Below are 24,344 nucleotides of genomic sequence, written 5' to 3' on the forward strand. Positions count from 1 at the left end.
GGGGCTGGGGCTGGGGTTGGGGTTGGGGTCGGGGGCTGCGGGCTGAGAACCGGGGGCTGACTTTCGGGGGCGGAAGACGTGGTGGATGGGGGATCGGGGGTTCGGGGACCGGGGACTTTTCAGGGGTGGACGTCGGGGGCCGGGGGCTGGGGGGAGTCTGGATGTCGAGGCTGTCCAACCGAGGGATTCCATCGGTTGGACAGCCTTTTCCTGTGTCTGTTTCTGTGCTCGCGGCTGTTGCCGTGCGCCGAGCGTTCGCCGGGGGGAGGCGCCGCTCCGGCCGGGGGCGACCGGAGCGGCGCGGGGAAGGGTGTCCCGCCGCTCGGGGTGACGGCAGGGCCACCGTGGCCTCATGGGGTCACCCGGTGATCGGTCCCGCCCGCGGTGGTGACGGAGTCGGCGACGCCCAATGCGGTGCCGACCGTCGTCACGGTCTCGTTCGGGACAGGTGCGCGTACCCCGCCGACGGTGTGGCCGGGTACGACGGTGAACAGGCCCGTGTCCGGAGTGCCGAGCTTCTGGACGGGTGCCTGTGCGCCGGATGTGGAGGTGCTGACCACGCCGATCATCGCGGCGATGCCGATGCCTATGGCGATGCCAACGGCTATGGCGACGGCGATGGCGAGCGCGGGAAAGAACACGGGTGCGGGGCGTGAGCGCGTTCCCGAACCGTTCGCCCACTGTACGTCGGCGGGGCCCGCGATGGTTGGCCCGGATCTGTAGAGGGGACGCCCCTCGCCCACGGGTCCCTCGCCCACGGGTCCCTCGCCCACAGGCCCCGCGAGGCGGGAGGGGCTCGGCGTGCCCGAGGGGGCCCGCGCCTCCGCCGGGGCCAGGGCGCCCGGCGTGTCCGGGACCCGTGGTGTGTCCGAGGCGCGTGAGGCGTCCGGCCCGTCCGGCGCGTCCACGGAACCCGGTGTGTCCGAGCCGTCCGCCGCGCCCAAGCAGCCCGGCGTGTCCAGCGCGCCCGCGGCACCGCGCCGTGGGAACCGGCTCATCTCATGGCCTTCCGCGCCCGCCGCCCGCCGGACCGCGCGGTCTGCACATGGACGGCCCGGGAGGTGAGCGCCCGCGTGCCCACGGGCGCCCTCGGCGCCGGCACCGGGACCGGCACCGCGGCGGAGTCGTGCGCGATGTGTCCGTCGCGCAGCCTGACCTCGCGCGGCAGGGACGAGGCGAGGGCGTGGTCACGGGTGGCGACGACGACCGTCGTCCCTGCCCTGTGCCACGTGTGCAGCAGGCCGACGACCGCCTCGGCCTCGTCCGCTTCGAGCCCGCCGGTGGGCTCGTCGGCGAGCAGCAGCACCGGACCGCCGGCCATGGCGCGGGCCAGCGACACCCGCCGCCGCTCACCGGCGGAGAGCTGGTGCGGCTGGTGGAGCAGCCGGTGGCCGAGGCCGGCCCCGCGCAGCGTCAGCTCTGCGAGCTGCCGCCGTTCGTCGCGGGACCCGCCGCCGAAGAGCAGCCCGTCCGCGACGGTGTCCAGCGCCGCGACGCCGGAGGGGAGGCGGTCCCGCTGGGAGACGAAGCCGACCGTCTCGGCGCGCAGCGCCAGCAGTTCGCGGTCGCTCAGCCGGGCCACCTCGCGCCCGTCGACGCGGACCCTGCCCGCCGACGGGCGGCACAGGGCGCCCATGGTGTGGAGGAGAGTGGACTTGCCCGACCCCTCGGGCCCGACGACGGCGAGCAGTTCGCCGCGCCGGACGACCAGGTCGGCCGTGTTGAGTGCGGTGACATCCCCGTACTGCTGGGAGGTCCTTGTGAGTTCGGCAATGGGCGGGATCATTCGGGAACCACCACTTCCAGTCCCTCTTTGATGCCCTTTCCGGACACCTCGACCTTTCCGTTCGCGAACATGCCGAGCTTGACTGGCAGGTACTCCGACGTACCGTCGGCCTTCTCCGTCTCGACGGAGTAGCCGCCACCCGACTCGGCCAGCAGGGCGTTGACGGGCACCGCGAGGACGTCCTTCTTGGCCTCGGCCTGGAGGATGACGTCGACGCCGGCCGCCTGGTAGCGCCCCAGTTTCTTCTGGTCCTCGATCTTCAGCTCGACGGGCAGCGTGGCCTCGTCGTTCCCCTCGTCGCTCTCGCCGCCTCCGCCGCTTTCCCCGGAGCCCTGGGAGCCGGGGGAGGTCGGGGTGCCGACGTCGGTGACCTCGGCGTCCACGGTCTTTCCGTCGGGCAGTTCGATCTGGGCGCGCGTGCCGTTCTCGACGAGGTCCTCGTACTGGGTGTCGAGGTCCACGGTGACGACGCGTTCGGTGCCCGACCAGGTGAGCAGTTCCTCGCCGCCCGCGCCGCCCGTGGACGCCGTCACCTCCGTCACGCGCCGGGAGCCGCTCGCGACGACCGCCTCACCGGAGGCGACGACGCCGGTGGCGGAGCGGTTCAGGTCCCCCTGCCACTCCTGGACGGCCGCGGCGGTGCCGGAGGTGAACTCCTCGTCCACCGTGATCCCGGAGTAGCCGAGGGCGTCGAGGTTGCGCTCCAGCATCTCCACGTCGTTGCCCTCGGAGCCCACCGTCAGCTCGCGGTACAGCGGGGTGGAGCCGTACAGCAGCGGGGTCTTCTTCTCGTCCACGCTGTAGACGGTGTCGCCGCGCTCCAGCACGTCGCCGTCGTCGGGCAGCCAGGTGATGACTCCGGCTCCGCTTCCGGCGCTCTTGCTCCCGCTGCTCCCGCTGCCCCCGCCGCTCGCGTCCCGTACCTTCTCCGCCTCACCGAAACCGAGGCTTCCGTCGACGGTCTCGGTGCCGGTGAGCGTGGTCCGTTCCACGGGCGTGGTCGTCGTGGCGGTCTTGGCCGTGGCCGTGCTCGCCGGGTCCGCGTCGTCGCTGAAGGCGCCGGTGGCGGCCGTTCCGGCCGCCGCGACCGCGGTGATCGCGGCGAGTAGGGCCAGCGGGCCGCGCTTGCCGCGGGGCTTGCGTCTGTCGACGGGCGCCCGTACTTCCCCGTCCTCGTCGGCGGGCGGTAAATTCTCGTCTCTCAGCCGTGGATTCTCGGACGCGTCGGGGTGATTTCCTGTCTGTTCCTGTACGTTCACCGTCCACCGTCCTTGGTCATGCCGAATCCAGAAGCGACGTGCGTTCGGACGCCGTCGTTCCCTTTTTGCGGACCAAAGAATTCCGGAACGGTGGCGGGGCGCAGGCACGGGCCGGACCGGCTCGGAAGCGGTATCCCCGAATCCGTTCCGGCGGAGGGTGCCGAGGCGAGTGTTCCCGTGAGTCTGCGCCAGTGCGAGGTGAACATGGAGAGAGTTCTATGCGGTCGGTGGTTACACGGCGGGAACGGCCGCTGTATCTTCGCTGTTATCCCGCCTCGGGCAGAGTGACCCCATGCGCGTGCTGATTGTCGAGGACCACAGAGAACTGGCCGAGACCGTGGCCACCGGGTTACGGCGCGACGGCATGGCCGTCGACCTCGCATTCGACGGCGAGGAGGCCCTGGAAGCGGCCACCGTTCACGACTACGACGTGATCGTCCTCGACCGCGACCTCCCCCGTATGCACGGGGACGAGGTGTGCCGGACCCTGGCGCGGCAGGGCGGCCGTTCCCGGGTGCTGATGCTGACGGCGGCCTCCACCATCGAGGACCGGGTCGACGGGCTCGGGCTCGGGGCCGACGACTATCTGCCCAAGCCCTTCGCCTTCGCCGAACTGATCGCGCGGGTACGGGCGCTCGGCAGACGTTCGCAGCCCGCCGTTCCCCCCGTGCTCACCCACGGGGACATCTCCCTGATCCCGGCCCAGCGCGTCGCACGGCGCGGCGGGCGCAGGCTGGATCTCTCGCCCAAGGAAATGGCCGTCCTGGAGCTGCTGCTCGCGGCGCAGGGCTCGGTGGTCTCCGCCGAAGAGCTGCTGGAACGGGCCTGGGACCAGGCGGCCGACCCGTTCACCAACACCGTCAAGGTCACCGTCAGCCGCCTGCGCCGCAAGCTGGGCGATCCACCCGTGATCGAGACGGTTCCCCATGCCGGCTACCGCATCTGACCGCCCGCGCCCGCGCCTCATCCGCTGGTCGGCCCGGCTGCGGCTCACGCTGCTCTACGGGACCCTCTTCGTGCTCTCAGGAGCGGCGCTGCTGGCGTTCACCTACTTCCTGGTGGCCCGCAGTCCCGCTTCCAAGGGCAAGAAGATCCAGACGTACGGGAAGCAGAGCGGTCTCTCGGACGTGCAGCCCGATCTCAAGACGCACCTCAGCAGCATCGTCTCCGAGCAGCACGAGGCCGAACTCCGGGCCCTGCTGACCGAGTCCGGCATCGCGCTCGCCGTCATGACAGCCGTCTCGGTCGGGCTCGGCTGGCTGGTCGCGGGACGCGTGCTGCGTCCGGTGAGCCTCATGGCGGACAAGGCCCGCCGGATATCGGAGCAGAACCTCCACGAGCGGCTGGCCGTCACGGGCCCCGCGGACGAGCTGAAGGACCTGGGCGACACCTTCGACGGCCTGCTGGCCAGGCTGGACACCGCGTTCGAGGCCCAGAAGCGGTTCGTCGCGAACGCCTCGCACGAGTTACGCACGCCCCTCACCCTCCAACGGGCCATGATCGAGGTCGAACTGTCGGCGCCGGACGCCGACGCGGAGTCGCTGCGCGCGGTGTGCGAACGGGTGCTGGCGGCCGGGGAGAGCCAGGAGCGCCTGATCGAGGCGCTGCTGACACTGGCCAGCAGCCAGCGCGGCCTGGACCGCCGGGAGGCGTTCGATCTGGCCGAGGTCGTCGGCGACGTACTGCTGGACCGCTGGCAGCCGGAGCGCGAGGCGCGGCTGAAACTCGACTCGTCGCTCTCGCCCGCTTACACGATGGGGGACTCCCGGCTCGTCGAGCGGCTGGCCACCAACCTCGTCGAGAACGCCCTGCGTTACACCCCCGAGGGCGGCTGGATTCGGGTCTCCACCGGGCTGGAGGCGGACTGGCCCGTGCTGCGGGTCTCCAACAGCGGCCCGAAGATCCCGCACGAGAAGATCCCCGTGCTGTTCCAGCCGTTCCAGCGCCTGGAGTCGCGTTCCGGTTCCTCGGACGGGCACGGGCTCGGCCTGTCCATCGTCGCCGCCGTCGCCACCGCGCACGGCGCCGAGACCAGCGCGGTGTCCGGGCCCGAGGGCGGGCTCTCCATCACCGTCGTCTTCCCCGCGTAGACGGCGAAGCGCCGGTTCCGGTCCGTGGCCGGCCGCTGCTGGTGCTGCCCGTCACCGCTGTGCGGAGTGCCCTGTCCAAAAAGCCCGTGCCGGACGGCCGTTTTCCCGTGTTCCAGGGGCCGTTTCCGGCCGCCCGGGGCCCGGCGCGCATGCCCGGATGTGCCCGCCTGTGCCCGTCCCGTGCGCCGGAGTGCCCGTCACCTGGGCACGCCTGCCCGATCGCGGTCGGGTTCGACGGAAGCTCATAAGTGCCTTGTATAAAGGGGACGTTGGCCTTCCGCCACGATGGTACGATCATGAAACTTGTCAGGCGGGCTGACGGCGCGTGAGGCGCGATGAAGCCATGTGGATCAGCCCTGCGAGCCATCACCTCCGAGGAGCATCAAGCCAGCAGTGGGGCACAGGACCGGCACCCGGGAAGCGGAAGCCGCCTCCTTGGCCAGCCGAGAAGGCGCCCGCGCCCCGGCCAGTCGCTTGAAGAGAGTGTTATGACCCAATACATGCAGGATCCAGCGCTCTGGGCTCTGATCGCTGGAACTCCTCTTGCCGCTGCCGCGATCTATCGCGGGCGAAAACTGAACACGCGACTGCGCGAGGAGAACTCGGGGCTCCGGGACTACTACGCAGCTCTGGAGAGCGGCCACTCCGCAGCCGTCGCCGAAGCGCAGAGCAACGCGGAGGAAGCCACCAAGACCGCGCTGAAGACGGCGATGCGGACCCTCCAGGGTCTGGCGAACGAGCAGCAGCTGGTCATCTCGCGGCTCCAGAAGAAGTACGGCGACTCCCAGATACTCCAGGACCTGCTGGAGATCGACCACACCAACACGCAGTTCGGACGACGGGCCCAGTCCATCGCCGTACTCTGCGACGGGTGGCTGGGCCGCCAGCGCGCCGTGGCCTCCGTCTACGACGTGGCCCGCAGCGCGAAGGGCCGCATCAAGCACTACACCCGCGTCGAGATCCGCTCCCAGAGCAACTTCGCTGTGGTCAGCCGCGCCGTGGAACCCGTGGCACTGGCGCTCGCCGAGCTGCTGGACAACGCCACCAGTTACTCGGCACCCGAGACGCAGATCGAGATCAACATCCGCTCGGTCCCCAAGGGCGTCTGCATCATCGTCGACGACGCGGGTGTCGGCATGAACGAGGAGGAGAAGACCCGGGCCGCCCGGCTCCTCTCCCCGCAGCGGGCCACGGGCGTGACCGGCCTCGGCAACCCGCCGCAGTTCGGCTTCGCGGTCATCGGCGTGCTCGCGGCGCGGTACGGATTCAGCGTCTCCGTGGACACGGAGTCCCCCTACGGCGGCGTGCGCGCGGTGCTCCTCCTGCCCGAAGAGCTTCTGACGACCAGCATCCCCGAGCCGGAGAAGACGCCAGCAGCCAGCATGGAAACTCCGCAGACACCGCCGCAGGCAGCGCAAACCCCCGAGGTGACCGCGACCACGTCTGGCGGTCTGCCGAAGCGCCGACGCAAGGGCGCCATGGCCATCGTGCCGCCGTCCGACGCTCCGGGTTCCCCCGCCCGGTCCAGCGAGGAAACCGCGTCGATCATGGGCGCGTTCCAGCGGGGCACGCAGTCGGGCCGCGCGGCACACACGAACAGGGAAGGGCAGGAGTTTCAGTGAACAACGATCTGTCGTGGATGCTCGACAGCGCGCTGGAAGTACCCGGCGCGCGGCACGCGATCCTGGTCTCGGCCGACGGCCTGCTCATGGCGCGGTCGAACGACGTCGAGCGGGACCAGGCGGACACCGTCGCCGCCGCCATGAGCGGGATGCAGTCCCTCAGCCGCACGGTGGCGGGCTTCTGCGACCCGCGGCCCGGCCTCGAATGGCGCCAGACGCTGGTCGAGTTCAACGGCGGCTGGGTCTTCCTGATCTCCGCCGGTGAGGGCGCCTACCTCGCGCTCTCGGCCTCCGCCGACGTCGACATGGCCGACATCACCTTCCGTATGCAGCAGCTCGTCGGCCAGCTCGGCAAGGTGCTCACGACGCCACCGCGCGAGAACGCCGACAGCCGGGTATGAGCAGCCCCGACGAGCTCGGACCGACCGACGACGGATTAGTACGCCCGTATGTCATCACCAACGGGCGCGGACTCCCCGAGAGCGATCAGTTCTCCCTGATCACCTTGGTCACGATCTCCGGCGACCAGGAGCCACCGAAGGTCCTCTCCCCGGAGAAACGCAAGCTGTGGGACCTCTGTGCCGGAGGTTTCCTGTCGGTTGCGGAGATCGCGGGGCACATGGAACTGCCCATCGGCATCGTCAGGCTCCTCCTGTCGGACTTGGCGGAACAGGGTCACCTCCTGACCCGGGCCGCGCCGCCTCCCGCTCAGTTCGTCGACAGGCAGATCCTCCAGGAGGTGCTGTATGGGCTCCAGGCTCGCTTTGGATAAAGACGTGTACGTACGTGACGAAGTGCAGACGGCGGCGAAGATCCTCGTCGTCGGCCACTTCGCCGTGGGCAAGACCACGCTCATCGGAACCCTGTCTGAGATTCCCCCGCTGCGCACGGAGGAAACCATGACGCAGGCAGGTTCCGGAATCGATGACCTGAAAGGTGTCCGGGGGAAGACCACGACCACCGTGGCCATGGACTTCGGCCGTCTCACACTGAGCGAGAAACTCGTTCTCTATCTGTTCGGGACGCCGGGTCAGCAGCGCTTCATCCAGGTGTGGGAAGACATGACCCGGGGCGCGCTCGGGGCATTGGTGCTCGTGGACCCCGAGCGCCTCGAAGAATCCTTTCCCGTTATAGACCTGATCGAACAGTACGGCCTGGCATACGCCATTGCCGTCAACCATTTCGACGGTACTCAGAGCCGGACCAAGGAAGAGCTGAGGGAAGCACTCGACCTGTTTCCCGAAACGCCCGTCATCACCTGCGACGCCCGCGACCAGAAGTCGTCCGCAGGTGCTCTGATCACCCTGGTCCAATATCTGATGAACCGTGTCCCCTAGGAGCCCCCGAATGGAAACCCAGCCAGATCTCCAGGCCCCGCCGCCCGGCTGCCCCGCACACCAGGGCGGCGGCCAGCAGGGCGGAGGCGCAGTTCCGCTTTACGGGCCGGAATTCGCAGCCGCGCCCGAAGCGTTCTACGCCTTCCTGCGCCAGTACGGTGCCGCGGGGCCCGTCGAGCTGGCCCCGGGTGTCCAGGCCAGCCTCGTCACCCGGTACTCGGCAGCGCTCCAGGTGCTCCAGAACCCGGACCTCTTCGCGAAGGACTCGCGCCGCTGGCGCGCCCTCAACGAGGGCCGGGTGCCCGAGGACAGCCCCGCGCTGCCCATGCTCGCCTACCGGCCCAACTGCCTGTTCTCCGACGGCGCCGATCACGCGCGGCTGCGCCAGGCCGTCACCGACAGCCTCGCCAAGCTCGACCCGCACCGCCTGAGCCGGCACGTCGAGCGCGTCGCCGACTACCTCATCGGCCAGTTCAGCGCCCAGGGCAGTGTGGACCTGCTCAACGAGTACGCCAAGGTGCTGCCGCTGCTCGTCTTCAACGAGCTGTTCGGCTGCCCCAGCGAGATCGGCGACCGGCTCGTCCACGGGATGTCCGGCATCTTCGACGGTGTGGACGCCGAGCGGGCCAACGCGGAGCTCAGCCAGGCCCTCATCGAGCTGGTCACCTACAAGCGCGCGCACCCCGCCGAGGACGTCACCTCCTGGCTTATCGAGCACCCGGTGCGGCTGAACGACGAGGAGATGGTCCACCAGCTCGTCACCCTCATGGGCGCGGGCACCGAGCCGGTGCAGAACGTGATCGCCAACGCGCTGCGTCTGCTGCTGACCGACGAGGGCGGCTCGGCGCTCGGCGGCGGCCTCCTCGTCGAGGACGCGATCGACGACGTGCTGTGGAACAACCCGCCGCTCGCCAACTACGCAGCGCACTACCCCGTGACCGACACCGAGCTGGACGGCGTACCGCTGCGCGAAGGCGACCCCGTACTGATCAGCTTCGCGGCCGCCAACACGGACCCCTCGCTCTCGGACTCCCGTCAGATGCTCAGCAAGCGGGCCCACCTCGCCTGGGGCGCCGGGCCGCACGCCTGCCCGGCCAAGGACCCGGCACGGCTCATATGCGTCGCGGCGGTCGAGAAACTGCTGAATCAGCTGCCCGATATCGAGATGTCCGTGCCCGTCGAGAGCCTGACATGGCGTCCCGGGCCGTTTCACCGGGCACTGAACGAACTTCCCGCCCAATTCACGCCGGTAGTGGCGGAAAAGCCCAAGCCTGCCCCGTTCGTGCAGGGGTCCGTCCCTCAGCCGACGCCGCCCCAGCCCACCGCGCGCGGGCGCCAGGGTAGTTGGTGGAGTTCCTTCCTGTCGTGGTGGAAGGTGTAATACCTACAGTGTGACACTCAAGACACTCTGTGTTGCATGCATGTTCAACCAAAGGGGTAGATCGGGCGGGATAACCTCTGGTCCCGCTAAGGAGCCTTTCGTGGTGCCTGCCGCTGCCGACATATCCGTCGACCGCCGTCACCTGGTGTCCCTGTTGAACCGTCTGCGCACACCAAAGGGCCAGGCCGCGCCGTACCCCTTGTACGCGGAACTCAGGTCAATGGGAGATGTCGTTCCCGCTCCCTGGGACGGATTCCTGGTGACCGGTTTCGACGTGTCCGGCCAGATTCTCCGTAACAGGTCATGGCCGGTACCGGACTCCTCCTGGCGCGCCCGCCAGGAGGAGTCGGTCCGCTGGCACACGCCCGCCTCCATGGAGATGAGCAAGACCCTGGCGGGCCTCAACGGGCCGCAGCACGCCCGGCACCGGCGCTCACTCGGCCGGGTCTTCGACCGGGGCGTCATCGACACGCTGCGCCCCGTCGTCGAGCAGGCCGTCGGGGAACTGCTCGACATGCTCGGCGAGCGGCTGCACGAGGGCGAGGCGGACTTCGTGGCGCTCGTCAGCGAGGAGCTGCCGGTGGTCACCGTGGGCCACTGGCTCGGCATCCCGGCCGCCGACCACGCGCTCGTGCGGCAGTTCACCCACGACCAGGTCTACGCGCAGGAACTGCTGCCCACGAAGAGCCAACTGGCCCTCTCCGAAGCCGCCTCGGCCGGTCTGCGCGACTACTTCACGGCCTTCGTGCGCGACCGCCGCCGAAACCTCTCCGACGACGCGCTCTCGGGCTGGATCCGGACGTGGGACGAGCTGGAGCCCGACCGGGAGGCGGCCGACGACGCGCTCCAGCGCCTGACGATGTTCGTCACCATCGCGGCTCTGGAGACAGCGGCCACGCTGCTCTCCGCCGTGGTGTGGCTCCTGGACGCCAACCCCGAGCAGCGGGAGTGGCTGCGAGCGCACCCCGAGAAGGCGGGGGACGCGGTCGAGGAAGTGCTGCGCTACGACCCGGCGATCCACGTCAGCTCGCGGACGGCGCCGGAGGACACCGAACTGTGCGGGGTCCGCATCCCCAAGGACTCGCTGGTTCACGTCATGATCGGGGCCGCCAACCACGATCCGCGCAGGCATCAGGACCCGGAGACCTTCGACGTCCGCCGCAAGACCGGGCACCTCGCGTTCGGCGGCGGCCCGCACTACTGCCTCGGCGCCGCGCTCGCCCGCCTGGAGGCGACGACGCTCCTGCGCGGACTCCTGCGGCGCTTCCCCACCCTCCGCGTCAGCTCGCCGCCGTCCTTCTTCCCGCGCGTCGCCTTCCGGCGGATGGCCGAGCTGAACGTCGTCACGGCGTGAGCGGTACGTGGCCCGCGAGGAGCGCGCGGCGCGCCAGGAGTGCGAAGAGTACGTACAGAGAGCACCGGGAGAGACCATGTTCGCGGACCTGAAGAACCTCGACGTCGTGCGGGAAGGCCCGGTGCTGCACGTCGCGTTCGACGACCCGGACAACGGCAACGTCGTCACCGAGCCCCTGCTGGACGACCTGCTCACGGTGCTCACGGCACTGCCCGACCTGTCCGATGTGCGGGTGCTCGTGCTCTCGGGAACGGGCAACGACTTCTGCCTGGGCGGGGACCGCCGCGAGTTCACCGCGATGGTCGAGGAGGACGCGACGGGGGAGGGGATACGGGCCTCCGGCGACAAGGCGCGCCGGGTCTGCGAGGCGCTGTCCGCCTCCCGCGCCGTGACCATCGCCCGGGTGCAGGGCCAGGCGGTCGGCGCGGGGGTCGCCCTCGCGCTCCACTGCGACCTGAGGGTCGGCTCCGAGGACTCCCGCTTCCGGCTGCCCGAGCTGGCGCTGGGGCTGCCCACGGCGTGGGGCGGCGCACTCCCGCGCCTCCTGCACGAGGCGGGCGCCGCGCGGATACGGGAACTGATCCTGACAGGGCGCGCGTTCGGCGCGGAGGAGGCCGAGCGGCTCTCCGTGCTGCACCGCGTCGTCCCGGCTGACCAACTGGACGATGCCGTACGGGACTGGTCCAAGCCGATCGTGCGCCGGTCACCGACCGCGCTGCGGGTCACCAAGGCGCTGCTCAACTCGTACTCGGCGGGGACCCGGCTCGCCGATCCCGCGCTGCTGGACGCGGAGCTGATGGCGTCGGTGATCGCGTCGGGGCACTATGCGCGTTCCGTCGCGCGGGGCGGCGCGTAGGCGGTGGCGTGACGTGCCGTGTCGCGCGCGGCGGCGAGCTGCGGGGCGGGGTGGGGCCCGGGTTATCCGTGGGCGGTGCGCGCGGGGGCGTGCTCCGTGGCGGAGCCGACGTCGGGGTGGACCGCGAGAATCCTGACCAGCCCGCTGCGGTCCAGCGCGCCGAGCACGGCGGGGCCCGTCGCGACGACACGCAGCGCGCCACCGCGGGAGCGGGCCCTGCGGTCGGTGGCCACGAGCAGGGCCAGCAGCCGTACGTCGCAGTGGGCGACGGCCGACAGATCGACGACGAGCCGGTCGGCGGCCCCGTCGGCGAGGTGCGGCAGCAGCGTCCGGCGCAGCTTCGGCAGGGTGCTGAGCCCCGGGCTGCCGTGGACGGCGACGATGGACCACCCGTCGGCGGGGTGAGGCGAGGGCGGTGGTGGCGGGGAGGCATGCGAGGGTGCGGGCACGTGCTCCTGCCGTAGCGCGCTCCGGTCCGGACCTGGATCTGGGGGCGGGGGCTGGGACGGGAGCGGGGTTGGGCGGGGGTCGGTGGGTGCGGCAGGTGCACCGGTGCTCAGGTCCACCACGCGCCTCCTCCGGGCAGGCTCGACAAACCGTCTGACGGCCGGAACCGGGGCCTTGTGACCAGCGTAGACCGACCGGTAGAGGTGCCGACAGGCCAGAACCGGACTGCCTTCCACCGCAACAGCCGGGAGTGTGGCCAGCGTCTCGTTCCCATGGGAGAACCGCTTTCCTCTCAGACCTCTCTGAACACATGGAAAGTCCGGTAATTCAGACAGGTGGGGACGGCAGTGGACAAGAACCGGAGTCCGCGTATCAGCGGCATAGCGGTGACAGTGGGCACGACGACCACGCTGCTGGGGCTTCTGCTCGGGCTGCTCGTGCACGGCACGGGCTACGCCGGGACGAGCACGGGTCTCCCTCAGCGCGACACCGCCACCGCCCCGCCCGCCGAGCCGAAGAAGAAGCGGAAGCCGGTCGCGACGTCCATCTCGCACGGCGTGCAGAAGCCCGGGCCCGGAAGCGCGGGCGAGAGCGCGGAGAAGGGCGAGGGGAAGGGCGCAGGGAGGGGCGAAGGAAAGGGTGCGGAGAAGAGCCGTACGCCCCTCGCGCTCACCCTGGACGACGGGCCCGACCCGACGTGGACGCCGAAGGTGCTGGACCTGCTGCGGCAGGAGCGCGTCAAGGCGACGTTCTGCCTCATCGGCCCCAACGCGGAGCGCAACCCCGACCTCGTCAAGCGGATCGTCGCCGAGGGGCACAGGCTGTGCGACCACTCCATGCACCACGACACGGGCATGGACCAGAAGCCGGTCTCCTACCAGTCGAAGGAGATCCTCGACGCCAAGCGCATGATCGACAAGGCGTCGGGCGGGGCGCCGCTGCGCTACTACCGTGCGCCAGGCGGCGCGTTCACCCCCGAGAGCCGCAAGATCGCCGCCAAGAACGGCATGCGTCCGCTGGGCTGGACAGCGGACTCCGACGACTGGCGGCTGCCGGGCGCCGAGACCATCGTCGGCACCGTGCGGCAGCAGGTCGCCGACGGCGCCCGCATCATCCTCATGCACGACGGCGGCGGCGACCGCTCCGAGACCTACGCCGCGCTGGAGACCCTGATCCCTCAACTCAAGCAGGACGGTTACGCCTTCGGCTTCCCGGAGGCGTGAACGCGCTCTCCGGCCGCCCGGCCCTGTTCCGCGGGCTTCCGTGGGCCGGGCGGCGGGAGAAAAGCGTGCGGCACCTGCCTGCGGACAGCGGATCCGGACATGAAAAAGGGCCTTGCCTCACCGTAGTGAGAACAAGGCCCGTGACCTGCGAAAACGCTGGTCGGGACGGCGGGATTTGAACCCACGACCCCTTGACCCCCAGTCAAGTGCGCTACCAAACTGCGCCACGTCCCGGTGCCCGTCCGGCTGGGGTGTTCCCCTGGCCGCTCGCGCACAAAGAACAATACATGACGCGGAGTGGTGCTCGCGCACCCCTCCCACCAGGAACGCGCCGGTCCGCGGCGTACAGGGACGGACGGCGACGCGGGGGGCCCGCCCGGTCTCGATCCGGCCCCCCAGTGGTCCGTGCCCGGGGCTCTGTCCAGGGCCGGAACCGTGCGCGGGACTGCTCCCGGAACCGTCCCCGGGACGCGCCCGGGGCGGGTTTGTGCGGGTGGGCGCAGGGAACTGCGAGACCTGTCCACCGTGCCCTCCGAGGTTCTGGAGTCGACCGTGAGCCGGTCCCGCATCGTGATCGTTGGAGCTGGATTCGCCGGGTACCAGGCGGCGCGCACCCTGTCGCGCCGGTTCCGTGGCGCGGCGGAGATCGTGCTGGTGAATCCCAACGACTACTTCCTCTACCTGCCCCTGCTGCCCGAAGTGGCCGCCGGGGTGCTGGAGCCCCGGCGGGTCTCCGTATCGCTGGCCGGGACGCTCCGTAACACCCGGCTGGTGCTCGGCGAGGTCAGCGGCGTGGACCTCGACGGCAGGAAGATCACCTACACCGATCCCGAGGGACGCGACGGAGAGCTGGAGTACGACCGGCTCGTGCTGACCGTCGGCAGCGTGAACAAACTGCTGCCCATCCCCGGCGTGGCCGAGCACGCACACGGCTTCCGGGGCATGCCGGAGGCGCTCTACCTCCGCGACCACGTGACCCGGCAGGTCGCCCTCGCCGCCAACGAGTCCGACCCGGCCGAGGCAGACGCCCGCTGCACCTTCGTCGTCGTCGGCGCCGGGTACACCGGTACGGAGGTCGCCGCGCACGGCAAGCTGTTCACCGACTCGCTCGCCAAACAGCACCGGCGCGCGGGAAACGGCCTCCGTGACGACGCCCGCCCCCGCTGGATGCTGCTCGACATCGCCCCCCGCGTCCTCCCGGAACTCGACCGCAGGCTGTCGAAGACCGCGCACCGCGTCCTGCGGCGGCGCGGCGTGGACGTCCGCACGGAGATGTCCGTCAAGGAGGCCACGAAGGAGGGAGTCCTCCTGGACGACGGCGAGTTCATCCGGACACGCTCGCTGATCTGGTGCGTGGGCGTGCGCCCCGACCCGGTCGTGGAGCAACTGGGGCTGGCGACGGAGCGTGGTCGGCTCCTGGTCGACGAGTACCTGGAGGTGCCGGGCCACCCCGAGGTCCTGGCCTGCGGGGACGCGGCGGCGGTACCCGACCTGACCAGGCCGGGGGAGTTCACGCCGATGACGGCACAGCACGCCTCCCGCCAGGGCAAGGTCGCCGCCGACAACGTCGCGGCGTCGCTCGGGCGCGGAAAGCGGCGCCCGTACAAGCACCACGATCTCGGCTTCACCGTCGACCTCGGCGGGATCCAGGCCGCGGCCAACCCGCTCCACATCCCCCTCTCGGGGCCCCTCGCGAGCGTGGTCACCCGCGGTTACCACCTGGCGGCGATGCCGGGAAACCGGGTCAGGGTGGCGGCCGACTGGCTCCTGGACGCGGTACTGCCGCGCCAGGCCGCGCAGTTGGGGCTGGTGCGCTCCTGGTCCGTGCCCCTGGACACGGCGTCGCCCGAGGTCGCACGGGTGCCGGGGGGACCCGCGCGGGCGGGAGCCGAGCAGGGAGGGTCCGGAGCCGGGACCTAACCGGGACCTTGAGGCGGGGCCGGGCGGGATGAGCGGGGTGGGTCCTTCGTTCACCCGTGTGAGGGAGCGGCGTATCCACAGCCTCGCACTCATCCACTGAAAGCAAGCCCTCGCTACGCGGTGTGACCATCCCGGCTACCTTCATCTCCAGACGGCCGACGAAAGACGTCGGCCAAGGAAGAAGGGAGCCGGACCTATGCACGGGGGACTGCCCATCATCGGCATCAGCGTTCTGGCCTACGCCGCCGTGGGCGCCGTAGCCGTCTTACGCGGCGGCCTGACGGGGCTCCGGCGCCACCGCGCACGGGGCGGCACCACAGGGGATGCCAGGAGCGGCACGACCGGGGGTGCGGCATGCGCAGCGGCGTGACCGTGATCATCCCAGCTCACGACGAGGAGGCGGGACTGCCCGCCACCCTGGAATCGGTGCTGCGCCAGACCCTCCCGGCGGAGCGCGTCATCGTCGTGGACGACGAGTCGAAGGACCGCACGGGCGAGGTCGCCCGTGCCCACGGCGTCGAGGTCCTGCGGCCACCGAGCAACCTCGGCAGCAAGGCGAAGGCCCAGAACCACGCCCTCCCGCACTGCACCACCGAACTCGTGCTCGCCGTCGACGCGGACACCGTCCTCGCCCCCGACTACATCGAGCGGATCGTCCCCGCCTTCGAGGACCCGGACGTCGTGATCGCCGCGGGAAACGTACAGACCCGCTTCACCCGGACGGTATGGGAGCGGGGCCGCTCCACCGAATATCTCTTCGGCTTCCACTGGCACAGACCCATCCAGCAGCGCGCCAACAGCCCGATGGTGTGCTCCGGCTGCTGCTCCGTCTTCCGCCGCCGCGTCCTCGCGGACTTCGGCGGCTTCCCGGAGCGGACCATCGTCGAGGACATGGACTTCACCTGGACCCAGCAGATCGCCGGCCGCCGCGCGAGATACGTGGGCGAGGCGGTCGCCTGGGCCGCCGACCCCGAGACACTGTGCTATCTGCGCAAGCAGGTCTGGCGCTGGATGGCGGGCTTCTGCCAGAACGTGCGGCTGCACACGGGGCGGCTGATCCTGCGCAAGCCGATGCTGGCGCTCTGGGTCCTGCTCGCCATGCTGGAGATCCTCACGGCACCCCTGTGGTGGAGCGCCCCCTTCGTCCTCACCCTGGCCCTGGACCACCCGGTGCTGCCCACACTTGCCTGGTGGTTCGGCGCGGAACTGCTCTTCACGGTGCCACCACTGGTGTACGCGGCACGCAGACGCCGGCTGCCCCTGAGAAAGGTCCTGCTCGACATCCCCTGCGTCTACCCCACGAAGATCGTCAACCTCGTCTACGCGTGGAAGGCCGTCCTGGTCGAGCTGATCCTCGTGCCGCTGAGGCTCTCGCGAGGACTGACGGTCTACGAGAAGGGGAGGGGCTCCGCTCCGGGAAACGATCCGATAGCGCGGCCGCCCGTGCCCTGCCCGCCACCTGGCCTTCCGGCCTGACTTGCCCCGCCTCGCCACTCACGGCGCGGTGGCCGGGGGAGACGTGGGTGCGCCGAGGGCGAGAGGAAGCCCCGCGTAGTTCTCGGCCAGCTCCGCCGCCGCTGTCGGAGACGTCGCGATGCGGTCGAGCTGGGCGAGCTGGAGGCGGGTGTCGAAAGCGGACTGAGCAGGGGAGGTGTGCAGCGTGGTCGTCATGAAGTACGAGAAGTGCTCGGCGCGCCAGACACGGCGAAGACACGTGGCCGAGTAACCGTCGAGACCGCCGGTGTCGCCCGAGCTGTAGAACCGGGCGAAGGCGTCGGCCAGCACGGCGACATCGGCGACGGCGAGGTTGAGCCCTTTGGCACCCGTCGGCGGAACGATGTGCGCGGCGTCGCCCGCCAGGAACAACCGCCCGTGACGCATGGGTTCGACGACGCTGCTGCGCATGGGCAGCACCGCCTTCGAGGTGATGGGCCCGCGCCGCAGACGCCAGCCGGGGTCGTGGGTGAGAGCGAAACGGGCGTCCAGCTCGTCCCAGATCCGCTCGTCCGGCCACGATCCGGGATCGGTCCCGTTGGGGACCTGGAGATAGAGCCGGCTGACCGAAGGAGACCGCATGCTGTGCAGCGCGAACCCGCGGGGGGAGTGCGCGTAGATCAGCTCGTCGGAGGAGGGAGGGGCGTCGGCGAGGACGCCGAGCCAGGAGTAGGGGTAGTCACGCTCGTAGGTGCGGGTCACCTCGGCGGGCAGGGCGGAGCGGGACACGCCGTGCGAGCCGTCGCAACCGGCCACGAAGTCACACGACAGCGCTCGTTCCCGGCCCTCGTGGGTGTAGCGGACGGTCGCGTGACCGCTGCCGGTGGTTGTGCCGCTGCCGCTGGTTGTGCTTGCGCCCGTGATGTTCGCGGGCCCCGGGTCGATGCCGGTGACCTCGGCGTCGAAGAGGAGGGGCGCGCCGTCGGAGAGTTCGGAGAGCTGGAGGGAGATGAGGTCTTTGACGATCTCGGTCTGGGCGTAGATCATCACGCGGCGCCCGCCGGTCAGCGCGGGAAAGTCGAGGCGCTGCGAGCGTCCGTCGAACCGCAGCTCGATACCGTCGTGCACCAGACCCTCGCGCTCCATGCGGGCCCCCGCACCGCAGCGGCGCAGCACGTCCACGGTGGCGTGTTCGAGCATCCCGGCGCGCTGCCGCTGCTCCGCGTAGGCGCGGTCACGGCCCTCCAGGACCACGCAATCGACTCCCGAGCGGTACAGCAGCCGCGCCAGCAGCAGACCTGCCGGACCGCCGCCGATGATGCCGACGCGGGTGTGCCGAGGAACGCGCTCCGGCTCGCTCATGGGACCGATCGTGGCAGCAAGCGCGCCGCACTGACCAGACCGCTACCGGTGCGGGGCCGGTGCGCGAACGGGGCGCGGCCGGTGCGTGGAGCCGTGCGGAGAGTCAGCAAGGGGAGAGGGGCCAGAACTTACGGAACGCTGACAGGCGAGCGGAATCAGGGGGAAACGGAATGAACGGACCTAGCGTGAGCGCATGCGCGTATTGGTCACCGGCGGAGCCGGATTCATCGGCACCCACATCGTGGACGTGCTCGAAGCGACAGGACACGAGGCCGTGGTGTTCGACACGGCCGCGGGAGAGAGGGGAATCACCGGTGACGTCCGTGACGCGGACCGCCTGCCCGGCGCTCTGAGAGGAGTGGACGCCGTCTGCCACCAGGCCGCGATGGTCGGGCTCGGCAAGGGCTTCTCGGACGCCTCCGCGTATGTGAGCAACAACGACCTGGGAACGGCGGTACTCCTCGAAGCCATGGCGGGCGCCGGGGTGGGCCGACTGGTGCTGGCGGGGTCGATGGTGGTGTACGGGGAGGGGCGGTACCGCTGCCCGGCCCACGGGGAGGTCCGGCCCGGTCCGCGGTCCGTGCCGGATCTGGACAGTGGACGCTTCGAGCCTCCGTGCCCGGAGTGCGGGGCAGGACTGGAACCCGAACTGGTGGGGGAGGAGGCCCCCGTCGACCCCAGAAACGTCTACGCCACGACCAAGCTGGCGCAGGAGCACCTCGCGGCGGCCTGGGCGCGGGCCACGGGCGGCCGGGCTGTCAGCCTGAGGTACCACAACGTCTACGGCGACGGAATGCCGCGCGACACCCCGTACGCGGGAGTCGCCTCGTTCTTCCGCTCCGCATTGGAGCGGGGCGAGTCGCCACGGGTGTACGAAGACGGCGCGCAGCGGCGGGACTTCGTCCACGTCGAGGATGTGGCGGCGGCGAACCTCGTCGCGCTGGAAGCACTGTCCGAACGGCCGGAGGGTGAGTTGCGGGCCTACAACACCGGCAGCGGGCAGCCGCACACGGTAGGGGAGATGGCACACGCGCTGGCGGCGGCGCACGGAGGGCCCGAGCCGGTCGTCACGGGGGAGTACCGGCTCGGGGACGTACGGCACATCACCGCTTCCTCCGAACGCTTCCGGCGCGAGCTGGGCTGGCGGGCGCGCGTCGACTTCGCGGAGGGCATGACGCGTTTCGCCAAGGCCACGCTCGCCGGGGGCTGAACGAGGAAACGGCACACGCTGCCCGTGCCCGCCCCTCGGGGCACGGTGTCGCCGTCACGTCTCTGCCGTCGCACCGTCGGCTTCTGGCGGGCGGGGGATGTACGGGAAGGGGGTGGGGTGAGCGTGGGGTGGGGTTGGGGGAGGGGGGGGAGGGGCCCCACCCCCCCAGCGGCCGGGTTCAGAGCGCGCCCGGGAGTGTGACCTCGAAGCGGCAGCCGCCGGGGACGTTGCGTACGGTTGCCCGTCCTTCGTGGGCTTCCACGATGCCGCGGACGATGGCCAGTCCGAGTCCGGCGCCACCGGGCGGGGTGCGGGCGTCGGTTCCGCGCCAGCCGGTGTCGAAGACGCGGGGCAGGTCGTCGGCGGGGATGCCGCCGCAGCCGTCGGTGACCGAGAGCACCACGGCGTCGTCCTGGCGGTGTGCGGCGACCGCGACCGTGCCGTCCGCCGGAGTGCGGTGGATGGCGTTGACGAGGAGGTTGGCGAGGACCCGGGTCATCTCCCGGCCGTCGACCTCGACGGGGACGGGCTCCACCCCGTCGTCGGCCAGCCGCACCCCCTGTTCGGCGGCGAGGGGGTCGGCTCCGGCGATGGCGTCGCTGACCAGGTCGTAGACGGACATCCGGGCAGGGGTGAGGGCGAGTGAGCCCGCCTGGATCCGGGAGAGTTCGAAGAGGTCGCCGACCATGGAGGAGAGCCGCTCGACCTCGCCGCGGATCTGCCGGTGGTAGCGGCCCGGGTCCTCGGCGATGCCGTCCTCCAGCGCCTCCGCCATGGCACGCAGCCCGGCGAGAGGGGAGCGCAGGTCGTGGGAGATCCAGGCGACCAGTTCCCTGCGGGATGCTTCGAGGGAGCGTTCGCGCTGGCGTGAGGCGGCGAGCCGGGCGCTGGTGTCGGCCAGTTGGCGGGAGAGGGAGGCGAGTTCCGCCGGCATGGGGGTGGTGGGTTCGACGAAGCCGCCGTTCGCGTCGGCTTCCGCGGCTTCCGCGGCTTCCGCGGTTTCGCCGGGCGCGGCGACGGGTGGGGTGGCCCCGGCCAGGGTGCGGGCGGCCTGTTCCAGGGCGCGGTGGCCTCCGATGACCCAGCGGCCGAGCAGCAGCGCCGTGCCCGTGGCGGTGACCGCGGCCACCGCGCACACGGTGGTGACCACGCCGAGGTCGTGCTCGTTCAGGAACATCGCCCAGGCCACCGACAGTGTGCCCGCGAGCGTCGCGCCCACGGCCACCAGCGTCAGCACCGCGAGTGAGACCGCCACCGAGCGGCGGCGCAGTGCGCGCAGGGCCAGCGCGCCCGCGAGGCCGACGGTGGCGGCGCCGACCGCCGCGTACAGCGCGATCAGCAGCAGATCACGCACCGTCGCCACCCGCCCCCTGGGCCGAGTCGTCAGCACGGCGAGCCTCGTCGGCTCCGTCGGCCCCGGCCATCCCCTCGGCCTCGGCCCTCGTCCCGGGACCCGGCCCCGAGGTCACCCCAGCCTCGGCTTCCGCGCCCGCGCCCGTCCCCGCCGTGCCGTCGAAGCGGTAGCCGACGCCCCAGACGGTGGCGATCAGCCGAGGCGACGCGGGGTCGGCCTCGACCTTGTGGCGCAGTCTCCGTACGTGCACGGTCACGGTCGACAGGTCGCCGAACTCCCAGCCCCACACGTCGGCCATCAGTTCCTCCCGGCCGAAGGCGCGCCCCGGGTGGCGCAGGAAGTGTTCCAGCAGGTCGAACTCGCGCAGCGTCAGCGCGAGCGGCCCCCGCGGTCCGGTAGCCGTACGCGCGGCCGGGTCGAGGGTGAGGCCACCGCCCCGCAGCAGTGGCCCCTCCGGCGGCGGGGCCGCTGCCCTGCGCAGCACGGATTCGACGCGCAGCACCAGCTCGCGCGGGCTGAAGGGCTTGGTGACATAGTCGTCGGCCCCCACTTCGAGGCCCAGGATGCGGTCCTCCTCGTCGCCGCGTGCCGTCAGCATCACCACGGGGACAGGCGCGTGCCCGTGCTCGCGCAGCCTGCGGCAGACCTGGAGTCCGTCGAGGCCGGGCAGCATCAGGTCCAGCACCACCAGGTCGGGCGGCGCGGTGCGTGCCCGCGCGAGCGCGTCCGGGCCGTCGGCGGCCCGCTCGACGGTGAAGCCCGCCCGGTGGAGGTAGCCGGAGACGACCTCGGTCACGGTCGGATCGTCGTCCACGACGAGGATCCGGCGCCGACGGGCGTCCGGGGACGGGGCGGGGGGCTGGGGTCGCATGTGGCCGAGTTTCGCACCCGTACGGGCGCACGGAACGGTTCCGGTGAGGTCAGAGGGCGGACGTCCGTGTTTCGTAAGGACAGGGTGTCCGGTATGCCCGAAGTGTGCTCGTAGGGTGAGGCAGATGACCAACTCCCACTCCGTGCGGGGGGATCTCGTCCTCCCCTGCCTGAACGAGGCCGACGCGCTGCCCTGGGTACTGGCACGCGTCCCGGCCGGATGGCGGGCCATCGTCGTCGACAACGGCTCGGACGACGGCTCCGCCGACATCGCCCGCGCCCACGGGGCCACCGTGGTCCACGAGGCGCGGCGCGGCTTCGGCGCCGCCTGCCACGCGGGACTGACGGCCGCCGAGGCCGAGTTCGTGGCCTTCTGCGACTGCGACGCCTCCCTCGACCCCGGCATGCTGCCCCGCGTCGCGCGGCCCGTCCTCGACGGAGTGGCCGACCTCGTGCTCGCACGCCGACGGCCGACGGCGCGCAGCGCCTGGCCGCTGCACGCGCGCCTCGGCAACAGGGCGCTCTCGCGCATGGTCCGGCGCCGTACGGGCGTCCGGCTGCGCGACCTGGGCCCGCTGCGCGTCGCGCGACGGCAGCCGCTGCTGGACCTCCAGCTCTCGGACCGGCGCAGCGGATACCCGTTGCAAATGGTGGTGCGGGCCGCTGACGCGGGCTGGCGCATCGAGGAGACGGAGGTCGACTACCTGCCCCGTACCGGCAAGTCGAAGGTCACCGGCACATGGCTGGGCACCTGGCACGCGGTACGCGACATGAGGGCGGTCCTGCGATGACGGCCTTCCCCGCACCAGCCGAGACCGCGAAGACGACGGCCTCTCGCGAACGGACCCGCGAACGGACCCGCGGACGGACCGGGGCCGGGACCGGTCAGGCGACGGCCTCTCGCGCACCGGCCGGGGCCGACGCCGACGCGCGGCCCGCGCCCCGCGAGCCCGGCGATCGGCCGCTCTCACCGGTCACTCTCCTGGTGATCGCCAAGGAGCCGGTCCCCGGCAAGGTGAAGACGCGGCTGACACCCCCGTACACGCCCCGCGAGGCCGCGCTGCTCGCCGAGGCGGCGCTCGCGGACACGCTGGCGACGGTCGCGCGGCTGCCCGTGCGGCGGCGCGTGCTGGTACTGGCCGGGCGCCCGGGTCCGTGGCTGCCTGCGGGCGGCGGGTTTGACGTCGTGCCGCAGAGCGGGGGCGGCCTCGACGAGCGCATCGCTGCGGCGTTCGCGCTGTGCGAGGGACCCGCGTTGCTCATCGGCATGGACACGCCCCAGGTCACGCCCGAACTCCTCGCCCCCGTCACGGCCCCCGACGCGTGGCACGGCTGCGACGCCTGGTTCGGCCCTGCCGAGGACGGCGGGTTCTGGGCCCTGGGCCTCGCGCGGCCCGTCCCCGGCCTGGTCCGGGGTGTCCCGATGTCGCGGGACGACACGGGCGCCGTGCAGCGCGAGCGGCTCGTGGCAGCCGGTCTCACGGTGCGGGACCTGCCGGTGCTGTGCGACGTGGACACCGCCGAGGACGCGGCACGCATCGCCGCGCTCACCTCCGACCACTGCTCCTGTCCCGGCGGCCGGGCCTCTTGCTCCGGCCGGGGTTCCTGCTCAGGTCACCGCTCCCGTTTCGCCGACGCGCACGCGGGTCTCGGCCGGGTGGTGGTGCCGTGAGCGCGCCTCCCGCGCCCTGGTGCACGGACCCGTACGCCGACGCGCTGCGCATCGGCCGCGGCCCCCTCTATCTGCGCCGTCAGGACGGCTGGCTGCTGCCGCTGGAGGTGGAACGCTGGTGTGCGCGGGCCGACTCCGCCGACATGAGCGTGCTGCGACGCTGCACGGGCGCGGTGCTCGACATCGGCTGCGGCCCGGGACGGCTGGTCGCGGCGCTCGCCGCGCTGGGCCACCCCGTACTCGGCATCGACCCGTCACCCGCGGCTGTCGCCCGTACCCGCGGGCTGGGCGGTACGGCGCTGCGGCGCTCGGTGTTCGAGCGGCTGCCGGGGGAGGGGCGCTGGAGCAGTGCGCTGCTCCTCGACGGGAACATCGGCATCGGCGGCGACCCCGTGGCCCTGCTGACCCGCGTGGCGGAACTCCTCGCGCCCGGCGGACTGCTGCTCGTCGAGGCGGCGGCGGACGAGGTCGAGGAGACGGTGGAGGTACGCCTGGACGACGGCAGTGGCGGGCGCGGGCCCGCCTTCCCGTGGGCCCGTCTGGGCCGGAAGGCACTGCGCGCACGGGCTAGGGAGGCGGGCTGGAGCGTCCTCGACGAGTGGTCGGGCGGCGAACTCTCCCCGCACCAACTCCGCCCGCACGAGCCCCCCAACCACGAGCCCCCCAACCACGAACCTCGCGCCCACCAACCTCGCGCCCACCAACCCGCCGACCGTGAACCGTCCCGCTATGAACGCCCCTTCCTCTGCCTGCGCAACGACCGGCCCCCACCGGCCCGGCCCGTGACCGTCCCGCGCACCAGCAGTACGCAGGCGGTGATCAGCACCGTCGCCACCAGCGTCAGGGCCCAGCCGCGCGGATAGTCCAGGGGCAGCACGGTCGGGTTGCGCGGGACGCCGGGGCGCAGCAGCACGGGCAGGGCCACCAGGGTCAGACAGCCCGCCGTGATCAGCCCTCCGCGCAGTACGCCCCGGCCCCCGCGCGGGAGCGCCCTGCGCAGTAGCAGCCCGCACAGCAGCACGAGCGGCGCGAGCAGCAGATCGTGCACCCCCACAGCACCCGCGAGCCACAGCGCGGTCCAGCCCGCCGTGCCCTCGCGGGTGCCCGACGCCAACAGCCAGACGCCCACGGCCAGCAGAGCCGTACCGGTGACCCCGAGCGAAACCC

Annotated in this window: 23 protein-coding genes and 1 tRNA gene; 16 read left to right on the plus strand and 8 right to left on the minus strand. The window is 71.5% G+C overall.

Going from position 1 to position 24,344, the window contains the following annotated elements:
* Positions 1-350 precede the first annotated feature (350 nt).
* Genes ACYVOO_RS38675 through ACYVOO_RS38685 form a run of 3 tightly spaced genes read right to left on the minus strand, consistent with a single transcriptional unit; the run spans position 351 to position 3,045 of the window.
* Positions 351-998, minus strand: a complete 648-nt coding sequence (locus tag ACYVOO_RS38675; protein ID WP_461020414.1) for a hypothetical protein — start codon at positions 996-998, stop codon at positions 351-353.
* Positions 995-1,786, minus strand: a complete 792-nt coding sequence (locus tag ACYVOO_RS38680) for an ABC transporter ATP-binding protein (RefSeq protein ID WP_461020415.1) — start codon at positions 1,784-1,786, stop codon at positions 995-997. The genes ACYVOO_RS38675 and ACYVOO_RS38680 overlap by 4 nt, the downstream gene beginning before the upstream one ends.
* The gene (locus tag ACYVOO_RS38685) at positions 1,783-3,045 is read right to left on the minus strand and encodes a peptidoglycan-binding protein (RefSeq protein WP_461020416.1); all 1,263 of its coding nucleotides are present in this window, start codon (positions 3,043-3,045) and stop codon (positions 1,783-1,785) included. The genes ACYVOO_RS38680 and ACYVOO_RS38685 overlap by 4 nt, the downstream gene beginning before the upstream one ends.
* Before the next feature lie 292 nt (positions 3,046-3,337).
* Between ACYVOO_RS38685 and ACYVOO_RS38690 the strand changes: the two genes are divergently transcribed.
* The 9 genes from ACYVOO_RS38690 to ACYVOO_RS38730 all read left to right on the plus strand — a co-directional run bounded on the left by ACYVOO_RS38690 (position 3,338) and on the right by ACYVOO_RS38730 (position 11,685).
* Positions 3,338-3,991, plus strand: coding sequence for a response regulator transcription factor (locus tag ACYVOO_RS38690; RefSeq protein WP_453350302.1), 654 nt, complete (start codon positions 3,338-3,340; stop codon positions 3,989-3,991).
* The gene (locus ACYVOO_RS38695) at positions 3,972-5,135 is read left to right on the plus strand and encodes a sensor histidine kinase (protein ID WP_461020417.1); all 1,164 of its coding nucleotides are present in this window, start codon (positions 3,972-3,974) and stop codon (positions 5,133-5,135) included. The genes ACYVOO_RS38690 and ACYVOO_RS38695 overlap by 20 nt, the downstream gene beginning before the upstream one ends.
* A gap of 488 nt (positions 5,136-5,623) precedes the next feature.
* Positions 5,624-6,757, plus strand: a complete 1,134-nt coding sequence (locus ACYVOO_RS38700) for an ATP-binding protein (RefSeq protein WP_453350300.1) — start codon at positions 5,624-5,626, stop codon at positions 6,755-6,757.
* Positions 6,754-7,158: a roadblock/LC7 domain-containing protein gene (locus ACYVOO_RS38705; protein WP_453350299.1), complete on the plus strand. Its 405-nt coding sequence runs from the start codon at positions 6,754-6,756 to the stop codon at positions 7,156-7,158. Before ACYVOO_RS38700 ends, ACYVOO_RS38705 begins: the two co-directional genes overlap by 4 nt.
* Complete coding sequence (locus tag ACYVOO_RS38710; protein ID WP_453350298.1) at positions 7,155-7,529, plus strand: DUF742 domain-containing protein; 375 nt, start codon at positions 7,155-7,157, stop codon at positions 7,527-7,529. Before ACYVOO_RS38705 ends, ACYVOO_RS38710 begins: the two co-directional genes overlap by 4 nt.
* On the plus strand, positions 7,504-8,094 hold the full coding sequence (locus tag ACYVOO_RS38715; RefSeq protein ID WP_453350297.1) for a GTP-binding protein: 591 nt from the start codon (positions 7,504-7,506) through the stop codon (positions 8,092-8,094). Before ACYVOO_RS38710 ends, ACYVOO_RS38715 begins: the two co-directional genes overlap by 26 nt.
* A 10-nt stretch (positions 8,095-8,104) precedes the next feature.
* The gene (locus ACYVOO_RS38720) at positions 8,105-9,475 is read left to right on the plus strand and encodes a cytochrome P450 (protein WP_461020418.1); all 1,371 of its coding nucleotides are present in this window, start codon (positions 8,105-8,107) and stop codon (positions 9,473-9,475) included.
* A gap of 220 nt (positions 9,476-9,695) precedes the next feature.
* The gene (locus ACYVOO_RS38725) at positions 9,696-10,829 is read left to right on the plus strand and encodes a cytochrome P450 (RefSeq protein WP_461020419.1); all 1,134 of its coding nucleotides are present in this window, start codon (positions 9,696-9,698) and stop codon (positions 10,827-10,829) included.
* Positions 10,830-10,905: 76 nt separating this feature from the next.
* Positions 10,906-11,685: an enoyl-CoA hydratase/isomerase family protein gene (locus tag ACYVOO_RS38730; protein ID WP_461020420.1), complete on the plus strand. Its 780-nt coding sequence runs from the start codon at positions 10,906-10,908 to the stop codon at positions 11,683-11,685.
* Positions 11,686-11,747: 62 nt separating this feature from the next.
* Here the strand turns inward: ACYVOO_RS38730 and ACYVOO_RS38735 are convergent, their stop codons facing one another.
* A complete protein-coding gene (locus ACYVOO_RS38735; RefSeq protein ID WP_461020421.1) occupies positions 11,748-12,134 on the minus strand; it encodes an STAS domain-containing protein in 387 nt (128 codons plus the stop codon).
* A 345-nt stretch (positions 12,135-12,479) separates the two neighbouring features.
* On the opposite strand from ACYVOO_RS38735, the gene ACYVOO_RS38740 reads away from it, so the two are divergent.
* Entirely contained in the window at positions 12,480-13,355 is an 876-nt protein-coding gene (locus ACYVOO_RS38740) for a polysaccharide deacetylase family protein (protein WP_461020422.1), read from the plus strand.
* A 157-nt stretch (positions 13,356-13,512) separates the two neighbouring features.
* Here ACYVOO_RS38740 and ACYVOO_RS38745 read toward each other — a convergent pair.
* A tRNA-Pro gene (locus ACYVOO_RS38745) sits at positions 13,513-13,589 on the minus strand.
* 318 nt (positions 13,590-13,907) lie between these two features.
* Here ACYVOO_RS38745 and ACYVOO_RS38750 point away from each other — a divergent pair.
* Positions 13,908-15,275 carry an NAD(P)/FAD-dependent oxidoreductase gene (locus ACYVOO_RS38750; RefSeq protein WP_461020423.1) on the plus strand — a complete coding sequence of 456 codons (1,368 nt, stop codon included), beginning with the start codon at positions 13,908-13,910 and terminating at the stop codon, positions 15,273-15,275.
* 354 nt (positions 15,276-15,629) lie between these two features.
* Positions 15,630-16,751 carry a glycosyltransferase family 2 protein gene (locus tag ACYVOO_RS38755; RefSeq protein ID WP_461020424.1) on the plus strand — a complete coding sequence of 374 codons (1,122 nt, stop codon included), beginning with the start codon at positions 15,630-15,632 and terminating at the stop codon, positions 16,749-16,751.
* A gap of 18 nt (positions 16,752-16,769) precedes the next feature.
* On the opposite strand, the gene ACYVOO_RS38760 is transcribed toward ACYVOO_RS38755, so the two are convergent.
* On the minus strand, positions 16,770-18,071 hold the full coding sequence (locus ACYVOO_RS38760; protein ID WP_461020425.1) for a 4-hydroxybenzoate 3-monooxygenase: 1,302 nt from the start codon (positions 18,069-18,071) through the stop codon (positions 16,770-16,772).
* A 193-nt stretch (positions 18,072-18,264) separates the two neighbouring features.
* Here ACYVOO_RS38760 and ACYVOO_RS38765 point away from each other — a divergent pair, with 193 nt between their 5' ends.
* Positions 18,265-19,281 carry an NAD-dependent epimerase/dehydratase family protein gene (locus tag ACYVOO_RS38765; protein ID WP_461020426.1) on the plus strand — a complete coding sequence of 339 codons (1,017 nt, stop codon included), beginning with the start codon at positions 18,265-18,267 and terminating at the stop codon, positions 19,279-19,281.
* Positions 19,282-19,459: 178 nt separating this feature from the next.
* Here ACYVOO_RS38765 and ACYVOO_RS38770 read toward each other — a convergent pair whose 3' ends face one another.
* Both ACYVOO_RS38770 and ACYVOO_RS38775 read right to left on the minus strand, forming a co-directional pair.
* Positions 19,460-20,635: a sensor histidine kinase gene (locus tag ACYVOO_RS38770; RefSeq protein WP_461020441.1), complete on the minus strand. Its 1,176-nt coding sequence runs from the start codon at positions 20,633-20,635 to the stop codon at positions 19,460-19,462.
* On the minus strand, positions 20,628-21,506 hold the full coding sequence (locus tag ACYVOO_RS38775) for a response regulator transcription factor (RefSeq protein WP_461020427.1): 879 nt from the start codon (positions 21,504-21,506) through the stop codon (positions 20,628-20,630). The genes ACYVOO_RS38770 and ACYVOO_RS38775 overlap by 8 nt, the downstream gene beginning before the upstream one ends.
* Positions 21,507-21,630: 124 nt before the next feature.
* Between ACYVOO_RS38775 and ACYVOO_RS38780 the strand changes: the two genes are divergently transcribed.
* The 3 genes from ACYVOO_RS38780 to ACYVOO_RS38790 all read left to right on the plus strand — a co-directional run bounded on the left by ACYVOO_RS38780 (position 21,631) and on the right by ACYVOO_RS38790 (position 24,040).
* Positions 21,631-22,296: a glycosyltransferase family 2 protein gene (locus ACYVOO_RS38780; protein ID WP_461020428.1), complete on the plus strand. Its 666-nt coding sequence runs from the start codon at positions 21,631-21,633 to the stop codon at positions 22,294-22,296.
* A gap of 191 nt (positions 22,297-22,487) precedes the next feature.
* A complete protein-coding gene (locus ACYVOO_RS38785) occupies positions 22,488-23,177 on the plus strand; it encodes a TIGR04282 family arsenosugar biosynthesis glycosyltransferase (RefSeq protein WP_461020442.1) in 690 nt (229 codons plus the stop codon).
* Complete coding sequence (locus ACYVOO_RS38790) at positions 23,174-24,040, plus strand: class I SAM-dependent methyltransferase (protein WP_461020429.1); 867 nt, start codon at positions 23,174-23,176, stop codon at positions 24,038-24,040. Before ACYVOO_RS38785 ends, ACYVOO_RS38790 begins: the two co-directional genes overlap by 4 nt.
* Positions 24,041-24,344: the final 304 nt, after the last annotated feature.

This window comes from Streptomyces daliensis (genome assembly GCF_054782395.1).